The sequence below is a fragment of the Bifidobacterium asteroides genome (assembly GCF_019469425.1).
GTDB lineage: Bacteria > Actinomycetota > Actinomycetes > Actinomycetales > Bifidobacteriaceae > Bombiscardovia > Bombiscardovia asteroides_I.
Genome location: NZ_CP048272.1, coordinates 1,837,349 through 1,854,402, shown reverse-complemented (window position 1 = coordinate 1,854,402; position 17,054 = coordinate 1,837,349). Strand labels below are relative to the sequence as shown.

General features: G+C 58.9%; 12 protein-coding genes and 1 CRISPR repeat array (1 of these 13 cut by a window edge). Of the genes, 8 read left to right on the top strand and 4 right to left on the bottom strand.

Features of this window, described 5'->3' with window-relative positions; genetic code table 11:
* Nucleotides 1–1,506: a CRISPR direct-repeat array (repeat unit 28 nt; unit sequence GTGCTCCCCGCATACGCGGGGATGATCC) (it extends 2,670 nt beyond the left edge of the window).
* A 1,819-nt stretch (nt 1,507–3,325) separates the two neighbouring features.
* Nucleotides 3,326–4,042 carry a hypothetical protein gene (locus GYM67_RS07720; RefSeq protein ID WP_220236325.1) on the top strand — a complete coding sequence of 239 codons (717 nt, stop codon included), beginning with the start codon at nt 3,326–3,328 and terminating at the stop codon, nt 4,040–4,042.
* Nucleotides 4,043–4,222: 180 nt separating this feature from the next.
* Here GYM67_RS07720 and GYM67_RS07715 read toward each other — a convergent pair whose 3' ends face one another.
* From GYM67_RS07715 to GYM67_RS07700, 4 genes are all read right to left on the bottom strand, one after another.
* Nucleotides 4,223–5,539: a hypothetical protein gene (locus GYM67_RS07715; RefSeq protein WP_220236324.1), complete on the bottom strand. Its 1,317-nt coding sequence runs from the start codon at nt 5,537–5,539 to the stop codon at nt 4,223–4,225.
* A 46-nt stretch (nt 5,540–5,585) separates the two neighbouring features.
* Complete coding sequence (locus tag GYM67_RS07710; RefSeq protein ID WP_220236323.1) at nt 5,586–6,848, bottom strand: hypothetical protein; 1,263 nt, start codon at nt 6,846–6,848, stop codon at nt 5,586–5,588.
* Between the two features lie 61 nt (nt 6,849–6,909).
* Nucleotides 6,910–7,209 carry a hypothetical protein gene (locus GYM67_RS07705; RefSeq protein WP_220236322.1) on the bottom strand — a complete coding sequence of 100 codons (300 nt, stop codon included), beginning with the start codon at nt 7,207–7,209 and terminating at the stop codon, nt 6,910–6,912.
* Nucleotides 7,210–7,265: 56 nt separating this feature from the next.
* Entirely contained in the window at nt 7,266–7,595 is a 330-nt protein-coding gene (locus GYM67_RS07700) for a DUF4176 domain-containing protein (protein ID WP_220236321.1), read from the bottom strand.
* Between the two features lie 402 nt (nt 7,596–7,997).
* On the opposite strand from GYM67_RS07700, the gene rpsO reads away from it, so the two are divergent.
* The 7 genes from rpsO (at nt 7,998) to GYM67_RS07665 (ending at nt 17,038) form a co-directional block, all read left to right on the top strand.
* Nucleotides 7,998–8,267: a 30S ribosomal protein S15 gene (gene rpsO, locus GYM67_RS07695; RefSeq protein ID WP_220236320.1), complete on the top strand. Its 270-nt coding sequence runs from the start codon at nt 7,998–8,000 to the stop codon at nt 8,265–8,267.
* Nucleotides 8,268–8,517: 250 nt separating this feature from the next.
* Nucleotides 8,518–11,277: a polyribonucleotide nucleotidyltransferase gene (locus GYM67_RS07690; protein ID WP_220236319.1), complete on the top strand. Its 2,760-nt coding sequence runs from the start codon at nt 8,518–8,520 to the stop codon at nt 11,275–11,277.
* A 79-nt stretch (nt 11,278–11,356) separates the two neighbouring features.
* A complete protein-coding gene (locus tag GYM67_RS07685) occupies nt 11,357–11,941 on the top strand; it encodes a LemA family protein (RefSeq protein ID WP_220236318.1) in 585 nt (194 codons plus the stop codon).
* Complete coding sequence (locus GYM67_RS07680; RefSeq protein WP_220236317.1) at nt 11,938–14,190, top strand: DUF2207 domain-containing protein; 2,253 nt, start codon at nt 11,938–11,940, stop codon at nt 14,188–14,190. Before GYM67_RS07685 ends, GYM67_RS07680 begins: the two co-directional genes overlap by 4 nt.
* A 78-nt stretch (nt 14,191–14,268) precedes the next feature.
* The gene (locus tag GYM67_RS07675) at nt 14,269–15,150 is read left to right on the top strand and encodes an aldo/keto reductase (protein ID WP_220236316.1); all 882 of its coding nucleotides are present in this window, start codon (nt 14,269–14,271) and stop codon (nt 15,148–15,150) included.
* Nucleotides 15,147–16,127: a purine nucleoside phosphorylase YfiH/LACC1 family protein gene (locus GYM67_RS07670; RefSeq protein ID WP_258561481.1), complete on the top strand. Its 981-nt coding sequence runs from the start codon at nt 15,147–15,149 to the stop codon at nt 16,125–16,127. Before GYM67_RS07675 ends, GYM67_RS07670 begins: the two co-directional genes overlap by 4 nt.
* Nucleotides 16,128–16,246: 119 nt before the next feature.
* Entirely contained in the window at nt 16,247–17,038 is a 792-nt protein-coding gene (locus GYM67_RS07665) for an IspD/TarI family cytidylyltransferase (protein WP_220236315.1), read from the top strand.
* The last annotated feature ends 16 nt before the right edge of the window (nt 17,039–17,054 follow it).

The window sequence follows — 17,054 nt, the reverse complement described above, 5'->3', positions numbered from 1 at the left end:
GCAAGCATGTCCGCGTGCTCCCCGCATACGCGGGGATGATCCCCGCAGGGTCGTTAACACGCTTAAACAGTTCCTGTGCTCCCCGCATACGCGGGGATGATCCTGGTCTTGGCAGGCAGCTCACGGTTAACCCAGTGTGCTCCCCGCATACGCGGGGATGATCCGTCGGTAGAGGTATCCACCAGCTTTGCGACGATGTGCTCCCCGCATACGCGGGGATGATCCCTCGCAGAAGGTTCAGTCTGGTGATCAGTGGAAGTGCTCCCCGCATACGCGGGGATGATCCCCCCACCAACATCCGGCAGGCACCCACATATGTGTGCTCCCCGCATACGCGGGGATGATCCTCATGTCCGCGACAGCGTCAAAGGCCTGGGCGAGTGCTCCCCGCATACGCGGGGATGATCCCATGACATTCCCTGATGGTGAGAAATTGTCAACGTGCTCCCCGCATACGCGGGGATGATCCTTTTCGACAGCGATGGGAACATTATGAATAATGGTGCTCCCCGCATACGCGGGGATGATCCCTCTGTGTACCACTTGCGCGCGGTGGGATCGCCGTGCTCCCCGCATACGCGGGGATGATCCCGGGGTGAACACGTGCGTGTTGATCCAGTTCCAGTGCTCCCCGCATACGCGGGGATGATCCCCAGAAACTGAACCAGATCTACAACAAACTGGGGTGCTCCCCGCATACGCGGGGATGATCCCGCGATAAGTGGTTCGACGCTTTGGATGGCGACGTGCTCCCCGCATACGCGGGGATGATCCGCACATCATACCCACAGCCATCATAGCCACCATGTGCTCCCCGCATACGCGGGGATGATCCCCTATACAATGTCACCGGCTGGTAAACTGCCGAGTGCTCCCCGCATACGCGGGGATGATCCTATTTGGCCAGCGAACTGGCGCCGATGCTTGCTGTGCTCCCCGCATACGCGGGGATGATCCCATGACATTCCCTGATGGTGAGAAATTGTCAACGTGCTCCCCGCATACGCGGGGATGATCCCTGAAAGTCTGTCCTGCTTGCCTTGAGGATTTTGTGCTCCCCGCATACGCGGGGATGATCCCCATGTGTCCATCATCGCCACGGGCCCCTCGGAGTGCTCCCCGCATACGCGGGGATGATCCTGAGCATCTTCGCCAAGCACAACAGCGACACCCGTGCTCCCCGCATACGCGGGGATGATCCTAGATACAACGGCGTTTATCAGCCAGCGCGCGAGTGCTCCCCGCATACGCGGGGATGATCCCTGACGGGCAAGTGCTTAAGCGTTTGCTTCGTGGTGCTCCCCGCATACGCGGGGATGATCCTGGCACTACGGCACCGGTGTCAAGGCTATTCACGTGCTCCCCGCATACGCGGGGATGATCCCCGTCGGGACCCCGCCCGAGCCTGGCCCGGGCCGTGCTCCCCGCATACGCGGGGATGATCCCAATTTTGCCGAAAATATTAAGAGCGAAGCTGAGTGCTCCCCGCATACGCGGGGATGATCCCAGAGTCAGGCTTACGTGCGTCTACTGCATATCGTGCTCTTCACATCCGCAGCGATGATCTCAGCGCCGCTACCTGACAGTGCACCGCACTGCAGTGCTCCTCGCATCCGCGGGGATGATCCAGTGTACTAGGGTCTGGACCGCGCCGCCAACTTTCCATGCTCCATGCATTGGCAGAGATAATTCTAAGCCCCAGCACTCACGGGAGATATAAGTGCTTCTCGCATTTGTGATGATAAATAATTCTTGATTTTCACCGTGCTTCCATTGTTCCTTCTTATTGGCATTCTGCACGCGTTCTGCTGGATGCTGCTTGTGTGCGATCGGCTTTGCGGTTGCCGTGGTTGTTTCTTTATGCCAGCGCTGTGAACGTGAAAAGACCGATGGGGAATTCCCGATGTTTATTAGGTACAGGTAGGTTGGTTGATGCTCATGTGTTCAGATACTCTCTGAAGGGTTCAAGATCAATAAACTCATGGTCGTTGGCCATCTTCCTTACTTGGGCTGGGGAAAGCCGCATCAGCTTGGGTGACCGCATACGGCGTCGAGCACGCTCTCGATGGCTGCCGGCGACTTACCTGCTGTGAGAGCATCCTCCGCGTCGTCCTCGATGTATGTCCAGGCTTTGTCGGGCAACTGCCATCATGGCATCAAAGCTGATGTCAGTCATCCATGTCCTCCTTTCAGTGTTCTTGCCTGCTAGGCTATGCCTCCCGCATCCGAACGTGGTGACTCGTTGTCTGCGTTTCGCTGTGGTTCGGAACGCAGACCAAGATCCTTCGGTCTTGTCCTTTATATGCTGTTCGTGGCCATAGCTCAAATATGTGAAGGCGTGAACTTCTAGCTGGGTTCTTTAAGGTGGAGAGCAGTGAGTTCGGATGACTTGTTTTTAGCATCGGGCTCTCGAGTAGCGCCTTCAAATGTTTGAGAGCCTTCGCATCCATTGAGCTTAACTTGCTGGCGGAAATACACAGTTGACTGCAACCTCTTTCTTCCGACAAGCTGGCATCCTTGCAGCAGCACGGCATATTCAGTAGACCGGAATTAATGTCCAGCCTTCCCGGTTTGTGTTGTATCGCCTGTACAGGTCAATATCAGAAATTCGAATAATCGAAGAGATTCATGCTTTGTAATCATAATAGGGCTAAAAATACTGCATAAACGATTAGCTGGGCCAGAACCTTACGTGCTGCAGGTATGCACAATACGCTAAGGGGGAGAGCCTCCCGAGCGCTCATAATTTTAGATGATTATATGAATACCATTGACGGGGATCCGACCACAGAAAAACTGATGCTCCTGATCGAGTAGGCAGGATCTTTGGATATCGATGTGTTCTGCTAACAGATCATTCAAGCTGGGATCCAGGTGAAGCGCGCGATATAGGCAGAGCACTCGCCCTGAAGGAAGATGCGACTGCTGTGTTTGCTGGCAAAATTTTGTGGAGGCAGGCAGATTAACAGCAGGGAGCAAGAACAGGATGATGCGATTGTAAACAAGAATAAAGAAGGAATGAGAACGGACATCCATGGCAAATTGATAATTCGTGGATCCGTTCCCAAACCTCAGTGGTCGATGGTTTGTCTGTTCTTAGTTTTGGGGCTTTCTGAACAGGATTTGACTTTTCGATGCATGTGCATGTGTGTCTTAGTCGTCTAGTGATGAAAAACGAGCGGCAGGGGAATATGGCAACTGAAGTGGATGGTCAGCTGCATCAGGTCTATGCGATGACTTTTGCGGTTCTGGGCACGAGTGCGCTGCCCGGTATAAGCTGTAGGCGATGTGTTCATGAGTGGCGGACTTGGAGGTGTGGTCGCCGATGGAACAATTCGACGATACGAATGGTACGGAATCCGCCAGAGGCGATGCAGCTGGTTCCGTAGCCGTGCCGACGCACACGGATGAAGCGACTGCTGTGAACAGGGTTTCAGCCCATCCTGAGGCCACTATTCCAGATTCGGAATACTCACTGGCTGAGATCGAGCAGCGCCGTGCCCGTCCGGTCCGCTGGGTCGTCTTCGCGCTGGCAGTCCTCGTGGCCATTGTCATTCCTTACGGATACGGTCGCTCGCTGGCCATCAACCATACCCAGGGCGTACTCCACTATGCCTCGGTCCTGGATCCGCGAGGCATAGCCCTGATTGCCTGGACGGTGACCGTGCTGACCTTTATGGGTATCGCCATGTCCATCATTGAGTCGTCCTCCTGGTTCTGGCGGGTGGTCTTCGTGCTGGGACTAGCCGCAGAGCAGCTGATCGCCGGCCTCTGCCTGCTCAAGATGAATTTCTGGTACAGCACCTTCGTGGTCTACCAGCATCAGGCCATCCTGGCTAACGCGGCCAACTTGGGCATCATCGCGGCCGGACTGGGAGTGGCGGTCTTCGCCATCCTCTTTGTGGCCATCCTGGTCTGTGTCAAGAAGGATTCCCCCTGGAACGCATTGACCCACAGCTGGTCGGCCCTGTCCATGTTCTTCATCATTGAGCTGATTGCCATAGCCATTGTCCTCTTCGGTGGCCTCATCACCGCAGTTTGATTCGTAGGGTAGCTAATTCGCGAGAAATAGGTCGCCCGATATGCTGTAACAGACGAGTTGGGGTTTCAGGTTGGTTTTCGTCTGCGCACGGCAATAGACGTGGTTGTAAGACCATGATGCTTTGTCCCATTGATTGCTGCAGAGCATTTGACCGTCGGGGATGGGCTATTATATGTGATTCTATTCTGCTAATTCCCGATCCAGACGGTTGGCTATCCACCAACCGCAGAAGATGTCTATGGTGGATATGCCCATGCCGATTATTGCGAGAATAAGGATGGGCCAGGTCAGGTAGGTCTTGATCCATTCAGGTAGGGTGAAGAAGTCGTCCATGAAAGGGTAGGCCAGTATCAGGACGAGTGCAGTGTAGGCGAGGGCGTGGATGGTGTAGGGGATGGTGGTCCCGGTGATGTACCGCATGACGATGTAGAAGTTGTCGAGGGCGGTTTGGAGTTCGCGGCTGCTGGCTGGGGTCATGAGGTGTGGCGGGAATTGCCGGTGGGTGGCCCAGATCCATGTGCCGATGCCGAGGGCGAGGCCCAGGACGCAGCAGACGATCTCCGAGGTCAGTGAGGGCATGCCCAGGAGGGCCTCGCCGCCACGGAGGGGACGGTGCGGTCTGGAGCGATGCCATGCGCGAGCTATTCTGAAGGCGACCAGGAGGATGGTGACGATTAGCGCGGTGGTGTATGCGGAGGCAGTGTAGTGTCGTCTGTTGTATTTCCCGGCTTCCGGGGTCCGGTAGCGCATGGGGGCCTTGACGGGCTGGTTGCAGACGCGGTCCCAGTAGACGCGGGTAAACCGGTCGGGCAGGTAGCCGATGGCTTCGTAGCGCCACCATGCGGGGCGGCTGGCCTGCCAGTGCGGTGTCGACCGTGTCCGGCGGCGGACCGGGTCCTCCCACTGGTGGTCGTGGGCGAGGGCGCGGACCCGGCGGGCGCGCAGGAGCCTGGTGACGGGGTTGTCTGGTCCCTTCCAGGCCAGGAGGCTGACCTGGTCCTGGGTGAAGGTGACCAGGTCAGGGTCGGGAGTGTGGCCGACGCCGACCTCGGGCAGGGGGATGTCGCCGCCGGGGACCACGCCGGGGCTGCAGGCGGCGCCGCCCACGGAGCAGATCCTGCCCGCGTACCATGGGCCGGTGGCCTGTTCGGGTGGCTGCACGTATTGGCCGACCAGGCGGACCACAAGCCCGTCCTCTCCCAGCCCGTCGAACCATCCGGCGCCCCTGCAGGCCCCGGATACGGTGGCGGGCCCGTCGGCCAGGACAACCAGCGATCCCAGGGGCAGGACCTGTCCTGGCCGGGGCCGGCCGATCCTGCCGCGCCGCCGCCACACGTGCCCCTGGAAGGTCTGCAGGCACAGGCCCCGCGCCAGGAGGTAGGGGGCCAGGACACGGTCCATCAGCCGCCTCGACCTCCACGCATTGAACGACGCCACCACAAGCAACCAGACCAGCACCGCCCCGAAGAGCAACAAACCGACCAACAGATATAACATTGAAACCTCTCCGTAAGCCTATATACTAAAAACCGCTTTCCGTCATTTACCAAACGTTATTCCAAATATGGTCCGATAAGTCATCACCTTGACCGCGCTTGACAGTATTGTCATAAAAGCCGTTAATCATTGCTGGCAGTGCAACGCCGCCTATTAATCCAACTATCGCACCAGCTACTGTGCCGGGTCCGGGGATAATTGAGCCTACTATAGCGCCAACAGCTGCTCCGTTTACGCCTCCCAATGTGGTGATTACTCCATGGACCAGAGCATCTTGAATCGCGGCTTGCTCCCCATAGGCTTCGCGCCGTCCATAGTAAGTGTCGAAACCCTCAGCCACTCCACCAACCAAGCTGCCAAAACCGCTTATCGCTACAGCGTTGCCCACAATTTTAGTTGCAGCTTTGGCTGCAACTATAAAAACATCTCCAGCTGTCGTGGAAGTTGACGCAACTAGATCACCGCCCTCAATGAGCCCGCTGACAATAGGAGCAAACCAATTCCCTGATAATCCTTCTCCAATGAGTCCTGCGGTCTTCAGCCCCTCAATAAGGGCTGGATCAGCTTTCATGAGTTCAGCTATTCCGCTCAGTGCTTCAAAACCGGCTGAGAGACCACTGCCGACCGTGAAAGAGTGGTTCAATGTACTCAGCTGCATGGCCTTGGCGGTTGCTTCATCAACGCATCCGTCAAGGTCGTTTGTGGTTTTCCTGGCAGCGTCCTTGTATTGTTCCCTGGCCTGGCTGACTTCAAGCTTCAACCGATTGATTTCGGCATTGTCGTCGGCAATTTGCCCTTGGTAACGAGTTATGCTCTCGTTTGTCGAATCAATGATACCAAGCAGACGATTGGTCTCCCGCGACATGCTGTCCCCATTGGTTTGCCTGACCCTCTCCAGATTATCGCTGGTTCTTTTCAGTGACTGCTTCGCCTGGTCGATTTTCTTCCGATTCTTCGCGGTTGAGTCGCGAAGGTTCATTGCCTTTCGGCAATCTCTGTATGCGGTATCTTGGCTCGTGTCGACTGCAGACCCCCAGCTTCTTAATGCTTGGTCGATGTTCTCGTAGACCTCTGAAAGGCGTCCGGCAAACTGTGCCACTTGAGAAAGGGACTGTTGGAGCTGTTTTGCTGAATCGCCTTTGAAATCAGGTGCCTTTCCGCAAGCGCTGGTTATGGAGTTACTCACTTCCTGGCAACGTTTACCGTTCTCGGAAAACTGCGAGGCTAGTGCGTCGATTGTGCTCTTTCCTCCTGGTACAGGGTTTTTTGATAGGTCTAGAGCCGACCAATCCAAATCTGAAGCGCCCATGATGTCGTATCCTTAAGTAGTGTCATCCCGTTCAATGCAAATATCAAAAGTTGTGATTTTTTTATTTGCGCTTTTTGACTTCAACGCTCAGCTTGTCATCGACATTGCTTGTCTGCATGGTTACCGATTCAATGAACTGATTAAGAACGTGAACAGATTGCTGAAGGTTCAACATACGCTGTTTTAGGTTGTCATTGACCCGATTCGTGCTGTCGGCTACTGAGTCGTCCCCTAATCCGTCTTCACCCTGAACGCTATCGACGTTAATGTTGTTTACTTCGTACTCCCAATTTTTGTCGGCTTGGTTCAAGGTTCTGCTCATGTCGCCAAGCTGACCGTAATCCACGGAAAAGTCCGCCATGGTCTTCTCCCGTCTCTCCCTTTTATCAAGTATGTCCTATGCGGCCGGTAACCAAATCAGAGATGAAGGTGGGGGTAGTCGGTTGATTTGGTGACTTCATCAAATGTTCGTTCATAGGATTGTTCCTCGGCGTTGATGTATCCCATGAACACTATTTCCGTCACGTCTGGACGGTTGAAGAAAATGGTCTTGGCCGGATCGGTCATGCCATACGGAAATTGTACGGCACCATAATCAAAGTAACCCGTTGTTCCATTCATGACTGTCAACGGAGCGCGGGCGATGATAACCAGCAGGGTACCCGGGTCTCTTTTGGTCCTCACCACGGATCCCAAAGGAAGAATGGTATCTTCTGATTTGATGGAGTTCTGATCGGATTGTTTCATTAGGTGCTCCTCTTTGATGGATTTTGATGGATGGATGAAGTCACATTCTTTCAACTTCTCTAACAACCTATGGCGGTACTACGCAGTACATCACGGTCGTCTCATGTAACACAATACAACATCTTCGCTACGGTGTAAGCAATAACCACGTTCAAGGCAGCGGTGCCATAGTTGGGGAAAGGAACCGATTGTGTTGATTCGTCATGGTCGAGCGGGGAAATTGGCGGAGTTGCACATGTGTATTCATGCAGTACCGACTTCTTCCATTTTGCTGATTCCGTCACTGTTTGCTTGGTCCGCAAAATGTGTATAATAGTTGTTTGGCGTGTTTCGCCCGCGGAACCAGAGCGCTTCGGCATTGGGCCGGTGCACCGCGTAACGGAAAGAAACAGAGGAGGAGCCGTGGCTCTTACGACTGAGCAGAAGCAGGCAATCGTCAAGGAATACGCGACGCACGAGGGCGATACGGGTTCCCCCGAGGTCCAGGTGGCCTTGCTGAGCAAGCGCATCTCCGACCTGACTGAGCACCTCAAGGAGCACCAGCACGACCATCATTCGCGCCGCGGCCTCCTGCTCATGGTCGGCCATCGTCGCCGGTTGCTGGACTACCTTAAGAAGGTGGATATCAACCGCTACCGTTCCTTGGTGGAGCGTCTTGGACTGCGCCACTAATATGCATGCTTACGCCCGGGCCTAGCGCTCGGGCGCTTTTGCATGACTGAACCAGGCGCCGTCGACCCCGGGATGGGGTTACAGAAGATGGTGCCGAATTGAAATGCAAGGCTGGTTCGCAAGGCATGAAGATAGCCGGACACGGGGTTCGGCAGGGCCAGGCCGAAGTACACGGATCTCCGGCAGTTAAGTGATGCCGAGCATCCTGACATCAGGTAGTAAACAAGCAGTAAACAAAAGGAGGAACCCTATGGAGGGTCCCGAAATCACGGCTGTAGAAGCCACGATCGATAACGGATCATATGGCAAGCGCACGGTGCGCTTCGAGACGGGTCGTCTCGCCCAGCAGGCGGATGGGGCAGTAGCCGCCTATCTTGATGACGATTCCATGGTGCTGTCCACCACCACCGCCGGGTCCAGCCCCAAGGAGAACTACGACTTCTTCCCGCTGACCGTCGATGTGGAAGAGAAGATGTACGCCGCGGGCAAGATCCCCGGGTCCTTCTTCCGCCGCGAGGGCCGACCCTCAAACGAGGCCATTCTGGCCTGCCGGCTGATTGACCGCCCCCTGCGCCCCCTCTTCCCGCACACTCTGCGCAACGAGGTTCAGGTCGTGGAGACCATCCTGGCTGTCAACCCCGAGGATGCCTACGACGTGCTAGCTCTGAACGCGGCATCCGCCTCTACCCTGATTTCAGGTCTGCCCTTCGAGGGTCCGGTTTCGGGTCTGCGCCTTGCCCTGATCGATGGTCAGTGGGTGGCCTTCCCGCGCTGGAGCGAGCGCGAGCGTGCCGTCTTCGAGCTGGTCGTAGCCGGTCGTGTGGTCGAGGGCGGGGATGTCGCCATCGCCATGATCGAGGCAGGCGCCGGCAAGAACGCCTGGAGCTTGATCTATGACGAGGGCCAGATCAAGCCCGACGAAGAGGTGGTCGCCCAGGGCCTTGAGGCTGCCAAGCCCTTCATCAAGGTGCTGTGCGAGGCCCAGAGCGAGCTCAAGGCCAAGGCCGCCAAGCCCACCAAGGACTTCCAGCTCTTCCCTGAGTACACCGACGAGCTTTATGCTCGCATCGACCAGGTGGCTCATGCCGACCTGGACCAGGCCCTGTCCATCGCGGAGAAGCTGCCCCGCCAGGATCGCATTCACGAGATCAAAGAGAAGGTCCGCGAGGCTCTGGCTGACGAGTTCACCGACATGGACGAGGCCGAGAAGGACAAGGAGCTGGGCAACGCCTTCAAGGAGCTCCAGCGCCAGATCGTCCGCCGCCGCATCCTGACCCAGGACTACCGCATCGATGGCCGTGGCCTGCGCGACATCCGCACCCTGTCCGCTGAGGTGGACGTGGTGCCCCGAGTGCACGGTTCCGCCCTCTTCCAGCGTGGCGAGACCCAGGTGCTGGGCATCACGACCCTGAATATGCTGAAGATGGAGCAGACCATCGACGCCCTGTCTGGCCCCACCACCAAGCGCTACATGCACAACTACGAGATGCCGCCCTATTCGACCGGCGAGACCGGCCGTGTGGGTTCGCCCAAGCGTCGCGAGGTGGGTCATGGCAACCTGGCCGAGCGCGCCCTGATCCCGGTTCTGCCCAGCCGCGAAGAGTTCCCCTACGCTATCCGACAGGTCTCTGAGGCCATCGGCTCCAACGGGTCCACCTCCATGGGCTCCGTCTGCGCCTCCACCCTGTCCCTGCTGGCTGCCGGCGTGCCCCTGAGGGCTCCTGTGGCGGGCATCGCCATGGGCCTGGTCACAGGCGAGGTCGACGGTCGGCCCACCTACAAGACCCTGACCGACATTCTGGGCGCCGAGGATGCCTTCGGCGACATGGACTTCAAAGTGGCTGGCACCTCCGAGTTCATCACTTCCCTGCAGCTGGACACCAAGCTGGACGGCATCCCCGCCGACATCCTGGCCGCCGCCCTGCAGCAGGCCAAGGAGGCCCGGGCCACCATCCTCGACGTGATCAACGAGTGCATCGACGGGCCTGCCGAGATGAGCCCCTATGCGCCGCGCATCATCACCACCCAGGTCCCGGTTGACAAGATCGGCGAGGTCATCGGTCCCAAGGGCAAGATGATCAACCAGATCCAGGAGGACACCGGCGCCGACGTCTCCATCGAGGACGACGGCACGGTCTACATCGCCTCCGAGGGCGGCGAGGCAGCGGCCAAGGCCAAGGAGGTCATCGACCAGATCGCCAACCCGCACGTGCCCGAGGCGGGGGAGACCTTCAACGGCAAGGTGGTCAAGATCACCAGCTTTGGCGCCTTCGTCAACCTGACACCGGGCACCGACGGACTTCTGCACATCTCGCAGATTCGCAACCTGGCCAACGGCGAGCGCATTGACTCCGTGGAGGATGTTCTCAAGGAGGGCGACACCGTCGAGGTCATCGTCCAGGGTGTGGATGACCGAGGCAAAATCTCCTTGGCAATCCCAGGCTTCGAGGACCAGGAGTCTGCAGGAGGCCGTGACCGTGGCGGCCGTGGAGACCGTCACGAGCGCGGCGGCCGTGGTGACCGCGATCGTCGTGATCGCCGCAGCCGTTCCTCCGAGCGCGAGGATCGGTATGAGGCCCCGCGTCGCTCCCGTTCCGAGCGTGATGATCGCTACTACGATGACGAGGACCAGGAGGACCGTCCCCGGCACCATCGTCAGAGCCGCGACCGCGACTATGAGGATGACGGTGACTGGTTCGAGGATGAGGACCGTGGCTCCCGTCGTGCTCGCCGTCGAGTCTCCCGCGATGATGACGAGGATCGTGGCGGCCGGGGCCGTGGCGAGCGTCGCGGCCGCAGCAGCCGTTCCGAGCGTGATGGCCGCAATGATCGTGGCGGTCGTCATGAGCGTCGCTCCTCCGGACGTGGCGGCTATCGTGGCCGCAGGGAGAACCCGCGCTATGCGGCCGACGAGCACTACGACGAGTACCGTGCCGACCGGGAGGAGCGTTCCGAGCGCCCCCGTCGCCGCGTGCGCAGGGACTTCGATCCCTTCGACAGTGAGGACTGATTCCCGCTGATGACAGGACCCCGTCTATTGGACGGGGTCCTGTTTTGTCTGCAGACCCTCCCGTGAGAGAATGGGAAACATGTCCGTATCACTGATCGTGCTTATCGTCATCGTCCTGCTGGTCGTGTTGCTGGTCATCTGGGGCATCAGGGCTTATAACGGCCTGGTCGGTCTGCGTAACCGAGTGGCCAATGGCTGGGCGCAGATCGACGTTCAGCTCAAGCAGCGTGCCGACCTGGTGCCCAACCTGGTCCAGACGGTTAAGGGCTACGCCTCACACGAGTCCACCGTCCTGGAGGAGGTCACCAAAGCCCGCGCCGATGTGGCCCAGGTCCAGACGGCTGGAGGGGATCAGATGCAGGCCCGTGCCGATGCCGAGCAGCGGCTGGGCCAATCCCTGGTCACCCTGATGGCTCGGGCGGAGGCCTACCCCGAGCTCAAGGCCAACCAGAACTTCTTGGACTTGCAGCGTCAGCTCAAGGACCTGGAGGACAAGATTGCCTACGCCAGGCAGTTCTACAACGACGTGGTCCAGAGGTTCAACACCCGCATCGAGACGGTTCCCTCCAACATCATCGCATCCCTCTTCCACTTCCGTCAGGCCCAGTATTTCCAGGCTGACGAGGGCAGCCGACAGGCGCCCGTAGTGGACTTCGGACAGTGAACGCCCCAGCGGCATCCTCCGGAAAGTCGGTCTCAGGCCATTCCTCCTGGAGCACCTCCCGCTTTTTCCGAGCACTGGCGCTGGCCCTGGTGGCAGCCTTGGTGACGTGCTTAGTCACTGCACTGCTTGTCTTCAATAGGAATCGGCCTGACCTGGTATACGATTCAGTCGATTACGATGTCCAGGTCCTGGATAATGGCGATTTGCATATCAGTCAGAACCTGACCATCACTATGAATTCCCGCGAGGACGACAACGGCAACAAACGCCCTTGGCGGGAGCTCTACCAGCGCTATCAGATCAAGCCTGACCGGCTGACCGGCATAAGCGACATAAGCGTGACTGACCTGACTAATGGCTCCAGATATAGGCAAGCCGACCCGCCGAAGGATCCTGATAACCTCGATCAGATTCCCGACTGGGACAAGACCATGGCTGGCACCTGGTATATGGGCACGGTCTCGGACTCAGGACTGCAATTCTACAAGCCGGGCGGCTCGAATCAGGGGTTCGCCTGCGGCGATCAAGGGAACCAGTGCCAGGTGGAACTGGGCTGGAACATTCCGCAGACTGCCAAGGATTCAGGACGGCGCTTCCGCATTGACATGACCTTCCACGGGGTGACCACTGCCCATCCCGATGTGGCCGAATTCCAATGGGAGCCCGTGGGCGACACCAACCAGATTCCCGTTGAGCATATGAGCGCTGAAGTTAAGCTTCCCAAGCGGGTAGGAACAGAGAAGGACAAGGATGCCAAGGCCTGGCTGCACTTCGCTGGCAGAGGTTCCTACCAGGTGGGGGATGACAGCCGTATCCGATTCTCTGCTGACCGTATTGAGCCGGGCCAGCATCTGGATTTGGTGGTTCTCTTCGATGTGGGGAGGGTTTCCTCGGTGGTCAGGACCGATTCCCGACCGGCGCGTGTCCGTATCGTCGAGCAGGAACGCCAGCAGTATGAGCACTGGCACGCCGAGCAGACCAGATGGGCGCGGATCGGACTTTTAGCTGGCGTACTGGCCGTCTTTGCTGCTATCGCGCTAATTGCAGTGATGCTCTGGCAGGCCTTCCGCACCTATGGGGACTCCCAGTACCGGGGCGATATTATCTACTACCGTGAGCCTCCTGATCTGTCACCTGCCGTGGCCGCCGTTATCAACGATCTGATGCTGACCCGGGGATCCTCCATTGGCAGACAATTGTCAGCCACCATTCTCTCCTTGGCCTCCAAGCGGGCCATCGCTCTGATTCCGGTCAAGTATGAGGGCCGGGCGAATTCCGGCGGAGGATCAGCGACCAAGGTGATGCGCTCGTTGCTCCATAGAGGCAGACAGCAGTCCATGGAGGTGGTCATCAATCCGGTCTGCAGTCAGGATCGAGCCTCCCTGGCCCTGTCCTTCAGCGAGGAAGCCTGCCTGGCCATGCTGGAAGGTGCCACCGCTATGATGGGCTCTGAGGATAAACGTTTCGACCTGAATGAGATGATTGCTCTCTTTTCCAGCACCGAAGCCAATCATGGCAAGGTCTATCTGGAGGCTTTCGACAAGGCCGTCAAGTATGAGACCAACAATGCCGACCTCCGCGCCTATCGCCATGGTCTAGGGGTATTGGCCTTCTTGGCCCTGCTCTTGGCCGCTTTCATCCTACTGGCTGGATTCCTGCCGGGCACCGTGCTGGTACGTGCGCCCTTGGCCGTTCTTCTGGTGGCTGTGGCAGCATTCTCCATGCGCTATGGTAGTTCGCAAGTGCTCAGCAGCAATGGACAAATCATGGCTGGCCAGGTGTCAGGGCTTCGGCGCTATCTGCTGGACTTCAGCGATTTTAGCCACCGGGGCGTGGAGGATCTGGTGCTCTGGGACCGCTACCTGGTTTACGCCACGGCCTTCGGCATAAGTGACCGGGTCGTCGCTCAGCTGGCACAGGCCAGCCCTGAACTGACCGACTCCGGCTGGCTGAATGACAATGCGCGCGGCAGCCTGCTCTACTGGACCTTCTTGCCTTACAGCCAGAATGTTCCGGCGGCTTCCTCCCTGGACGGCACGGGACAGTTCGCCGCCAATGCAATGTTTGGCCAAGGCGGGGTGATTGATCTGGGTACTCAGTTGACCCAGGGACTCGAACAGATCGGCAGCATGATCGGCCAGGTCAGCGGTAATGGTCCTGGCAGTAGCGTTGGTGGGTTTGGCAGCGGTGGCGGTTCCTTCGGCGGTTCCGGTGGTGGTTCCGGTGGTGGTTCCTTCGGCGGCCGCTGAGACCGGGCCGCCAGTTAAGCTCGATGGGAGGCCGGCAGTGTCGAAGCCGGCCTCAATCTACAAGACGGGAGTACATGCATGACATCGTCGATGCGGGCTTTGGGGCCCTTTACTACGACAGCGGTCGGACTGGGCTGTATGGGATTGTCCATTGAGGGCAAGCCGGACCAGGCAAGGGCCCTCGACGTCATCCACCAGGCCTTGGATGCCGGCTGCCGGCATCTGGATACCGCCTGGTCATACTACGAATCGGGCGGTCCCGAACAGACCAACGAGCGGCTGGTCCGCCAGGCTTTGGACTCCTGGCAGGGACCCCGTCAGGATGTGCTGGTGGCCACAAAGGTTGGGCACTATCGTAACTTCACCGACGGGCGGCCCACCTGGGCTGTGGACGGTCGGCCGGAGAGCCTGATCCGGCATGCCAAGGAGTCCGCTCAGGCCTTGGGCGTGGACACCATCGATCTGCTCTACATGCACCGGCCTGATCCGCAGGTGCCCTACCAGGAGTCCCTGGAGGCCATGGCCGAGTTGGCCAAGCAGGGCGTGGCCCGGACCTTAGGCGTCTCCAATGTAGATATTGAGCGGATGGACCTGGCTCGTCAGATTCTGGGTGATAACCTCGTGGCCGTGCAGAACCAGTTCTCGCCCACTTTCACCAGTTCCCGCCAGGAGTTGGATCATGCGGCCGAACTGGGTCTGGCCTTCGTCTGCTGGAGCCCCTTGGGAGGTTTCCGTCAGCCCAAGGACGAAACCCGTTATGACCCCTTCCGGCAGGTGGCCCAGGAGCGCGGTGTTTCCCACCAGCGCGTGGTCCTGGCCTGGGAACTGTCCCAGAACCGCAATGTCTTCGTGGTTCCCGGGGCTCACAGGGCGGCCACCATTCTGGACTCCTTGCAGGCGGCCGACATGGAGCTGAGCGAAGAGGAGATGGACCGCCTGAACCGGGCGGCGACTGCATGAGTCTCAAGCCTCAACCAAACGAGCAGGATGCCCAGAGCATTCAAAGAGAAGCCTGGGATCGGGAACGGACCCTGCTAGACAGCAGTCCCCTGTCGTCGGTGGACAATCAAGGTCGGCCGATTCCAGTCACTATTCCCATAGCCTTGGTGCCAGGGATCAGGGTGGCCTACACCACCAGGCTGGGCGGGGTCTCCTCAGGTGATTATGCCCAGCTGAATCTAGGCGGCAAGGGAGGCGATGACCCGCAGGCAGTTGCTGCCAACCGTCAGGCTCTGGGTCGCCAGCTGAACCGTCCTGTGATCCTAGTCGACCAGGTTCACTCAGCCCAGGTCTGGGATGCCGACCAGGGCCAGCCCCAGGGACGTTGCGAGGCTGATGCTCAGGTGACCACCCGTCGTGACTTGGCCTTAGGCATTTTCGCCGCGGATTGCCTTCCCGTGCTTCTGGCCGACCCTCAGGCCGGCGTGACGGGGGCGGCCCACTGCGGCCGCCGTGGTCTGGTTGCCGGAGTCATTCCGGCCACAGTTCAGGCCATGGTCGACAAGAGCGCCAACCCGTCCAGGATCGTGGCAACCCTGGGACCTCGTATCTGCGCAGACTGCTATCAGGTGGGTTCGGACCTGGCCGATGACTTCGAGAAGCGTTTCCCCGGCGCATCCGGACCATGCCGATTCGGCGGAACCGCCATCGACATCGCCGCTGCAGCCAGAATGGAACTGAAGGCGGCAGGAGTGACCAATATCGTAGACTCCGCTCCCCGGGTCGGTGCCGCCACCAGCTACCTGCGTCAGGACCCAGACCTGGAAGAGCTGTGCAGTCAGGACAGTGAAGGTCCTTCCCTATTGAAGCGTCTTGAAAATCTGCGCCGACCGCTGTGCACGCTGGAGAATCCGCTCTGGTATTCCCACCGCCGGGCTTCGCTCTCCAACAAGGCTGGGGAGGGGCGCATGCTGGCCCTTATTCTGGCTGATGACTGAAGCTGTAGGTTGATTGACCCTGCTTCCAGCAGCTGGAGCAGGCCTCGGGTGCAGATGTTCGGTGCAGATAGCGCCGGGTCTGTATCTTTCTCTGTTTTCGTATGAGTACCGTTGAATCTATGAGTGAGAGCAGAGCATCAGCAGCCCCGTCCGAGGCCAGTCAGGATAGCGCAGAGCCGGAGGAGCAGATTCAGCCAGTTGTGGCGGTGATTCTGGCGGCCGGGCTGGGCGTTCGATTCGACGAGAACAACCCTAAGCAGCTGGTGCAGGTGGGCGGCAAACCCATTATCACCTGGTCAATTGACGCCTTCCAGCTCAATGCCCGCGTCACCGACATCCTGGTCGTGGTCAATGATCGTGTGCGGGAGGCTGTCGAGGCTATCGTGGGCGATGACACCTATGACAAGGTCCGCACGGTCATCCAGGGCGGCATCGAGCGCATGGACAGCACCGAGGCTGCCCTGCAGACTCTGGCTGATGCGGAGATCCCCCAGGATGCCAAGCTGCTCATCCACGATGCGGTACGCCCTTTCGTCAGCCAGGAATCGATCGATGGCTGCATCGATGCCTTGGATGCATTCAACGCCGCAACTGTGGCCGTGGCCTCGACCGACACCATGCTGATGGCCGGCGACCTGGGCGAGCGCAAGGTGGTGCGCCAGGTGCCCAATCGTGACAACATGTTCCGGGCTCAGACCCCGCAGGCCTTCCGCTTCGGCACCCTCCGCAAGGCCTACGACCTGGCCGCTGCGGACCCCGATTTCCATCCCACTGATGACACCAGGGTCGTGGTGGACCGTCTGCCTGAGGAGCCGGTGGCCATTGTGGCCGGCAGCGTGACCAACATGAAGATCACCCTGCCATCGGACGTGCCCATGGCTGAATGGATAGCGCGCTCCCTGGCCGGGTGAAGTCCTGTGTACCATG

Excerpts from the sequence above, each read along its gene's own strand:
- GYM67_RS07720 (WP_220236325.1), top strand. The coding sequence starts at position 3,326 with ATGGAACAATTCGACGATACGAATGGTACGGAATCCGCCAGAGGCGAT.
- GYM67_RS07715 (WP_220236324.1), bottom strand. The coding sequence starts at position 5,539 with ATGTTATATCTGTTGGTCGGTTTGTTGCTCTTCGGGGCGGTGCTGGTC.
- GYM67_RS07710 (WP_220236323.1), bottom strand. The coding sequence starts at position 6,848 with ATGGGCGCTTCAGATTTGGATTGGTCGGCTCTAGACCTATCAAAAAAC.
- GYM67_RS07705 (WP_220236322.1), bottom strand. The coding sequence starts at position 7,209 with ATGGCGGACTTTTCCGTGGATTACGGTCAGCTTGGCGACATGAGCAGA.
- GYM67_RS07700 (WP_220236321.1), bottom strand. The coding sequence starts at position 7,595 with ATGAAACAATCCGATCAGAACTCCATCAAATCAGAAGATACCATTCTT.
- GYM67_RS07690 (WP_220236319.1), top strand. The coding sequence starts at position 8,518 with ATGGAGGGTCCCGAAATCACGGCTGTAGAAGCCACGATCGATAACGGA.
- GYM67_RS07685 (WP_220236318.1), top strand. The coding sequence starts at position 11,357 with ATGTCCGTATCACTGATCGTGCTTATCGTCATCGTCCTGCTGGTCGTG.
- GYM67_RS07675 (WP_220236316.1), top strand. The coding sequence starts at position 14,269 with ATGACATCGTCGATGCGGGCTTTGGGGCCCTTTACTACGACAGCGGTC.
- GYM67_RS07670 (WP_258561481.1), top strand. The coding sequence starts at position 15,147 with ATGAGTCTCAAGCCTCAACCAAACGAGCAGGATGCCCAGAGCATTCAA.
- GYM67_RS07665 (WP_220236315.1), top strand. The coding sequence starts at position 16,247 with ATGAGTGAGAGCAGAGCATCAGCAGCCCCGTCCGAGGCCAGTCAGGAT.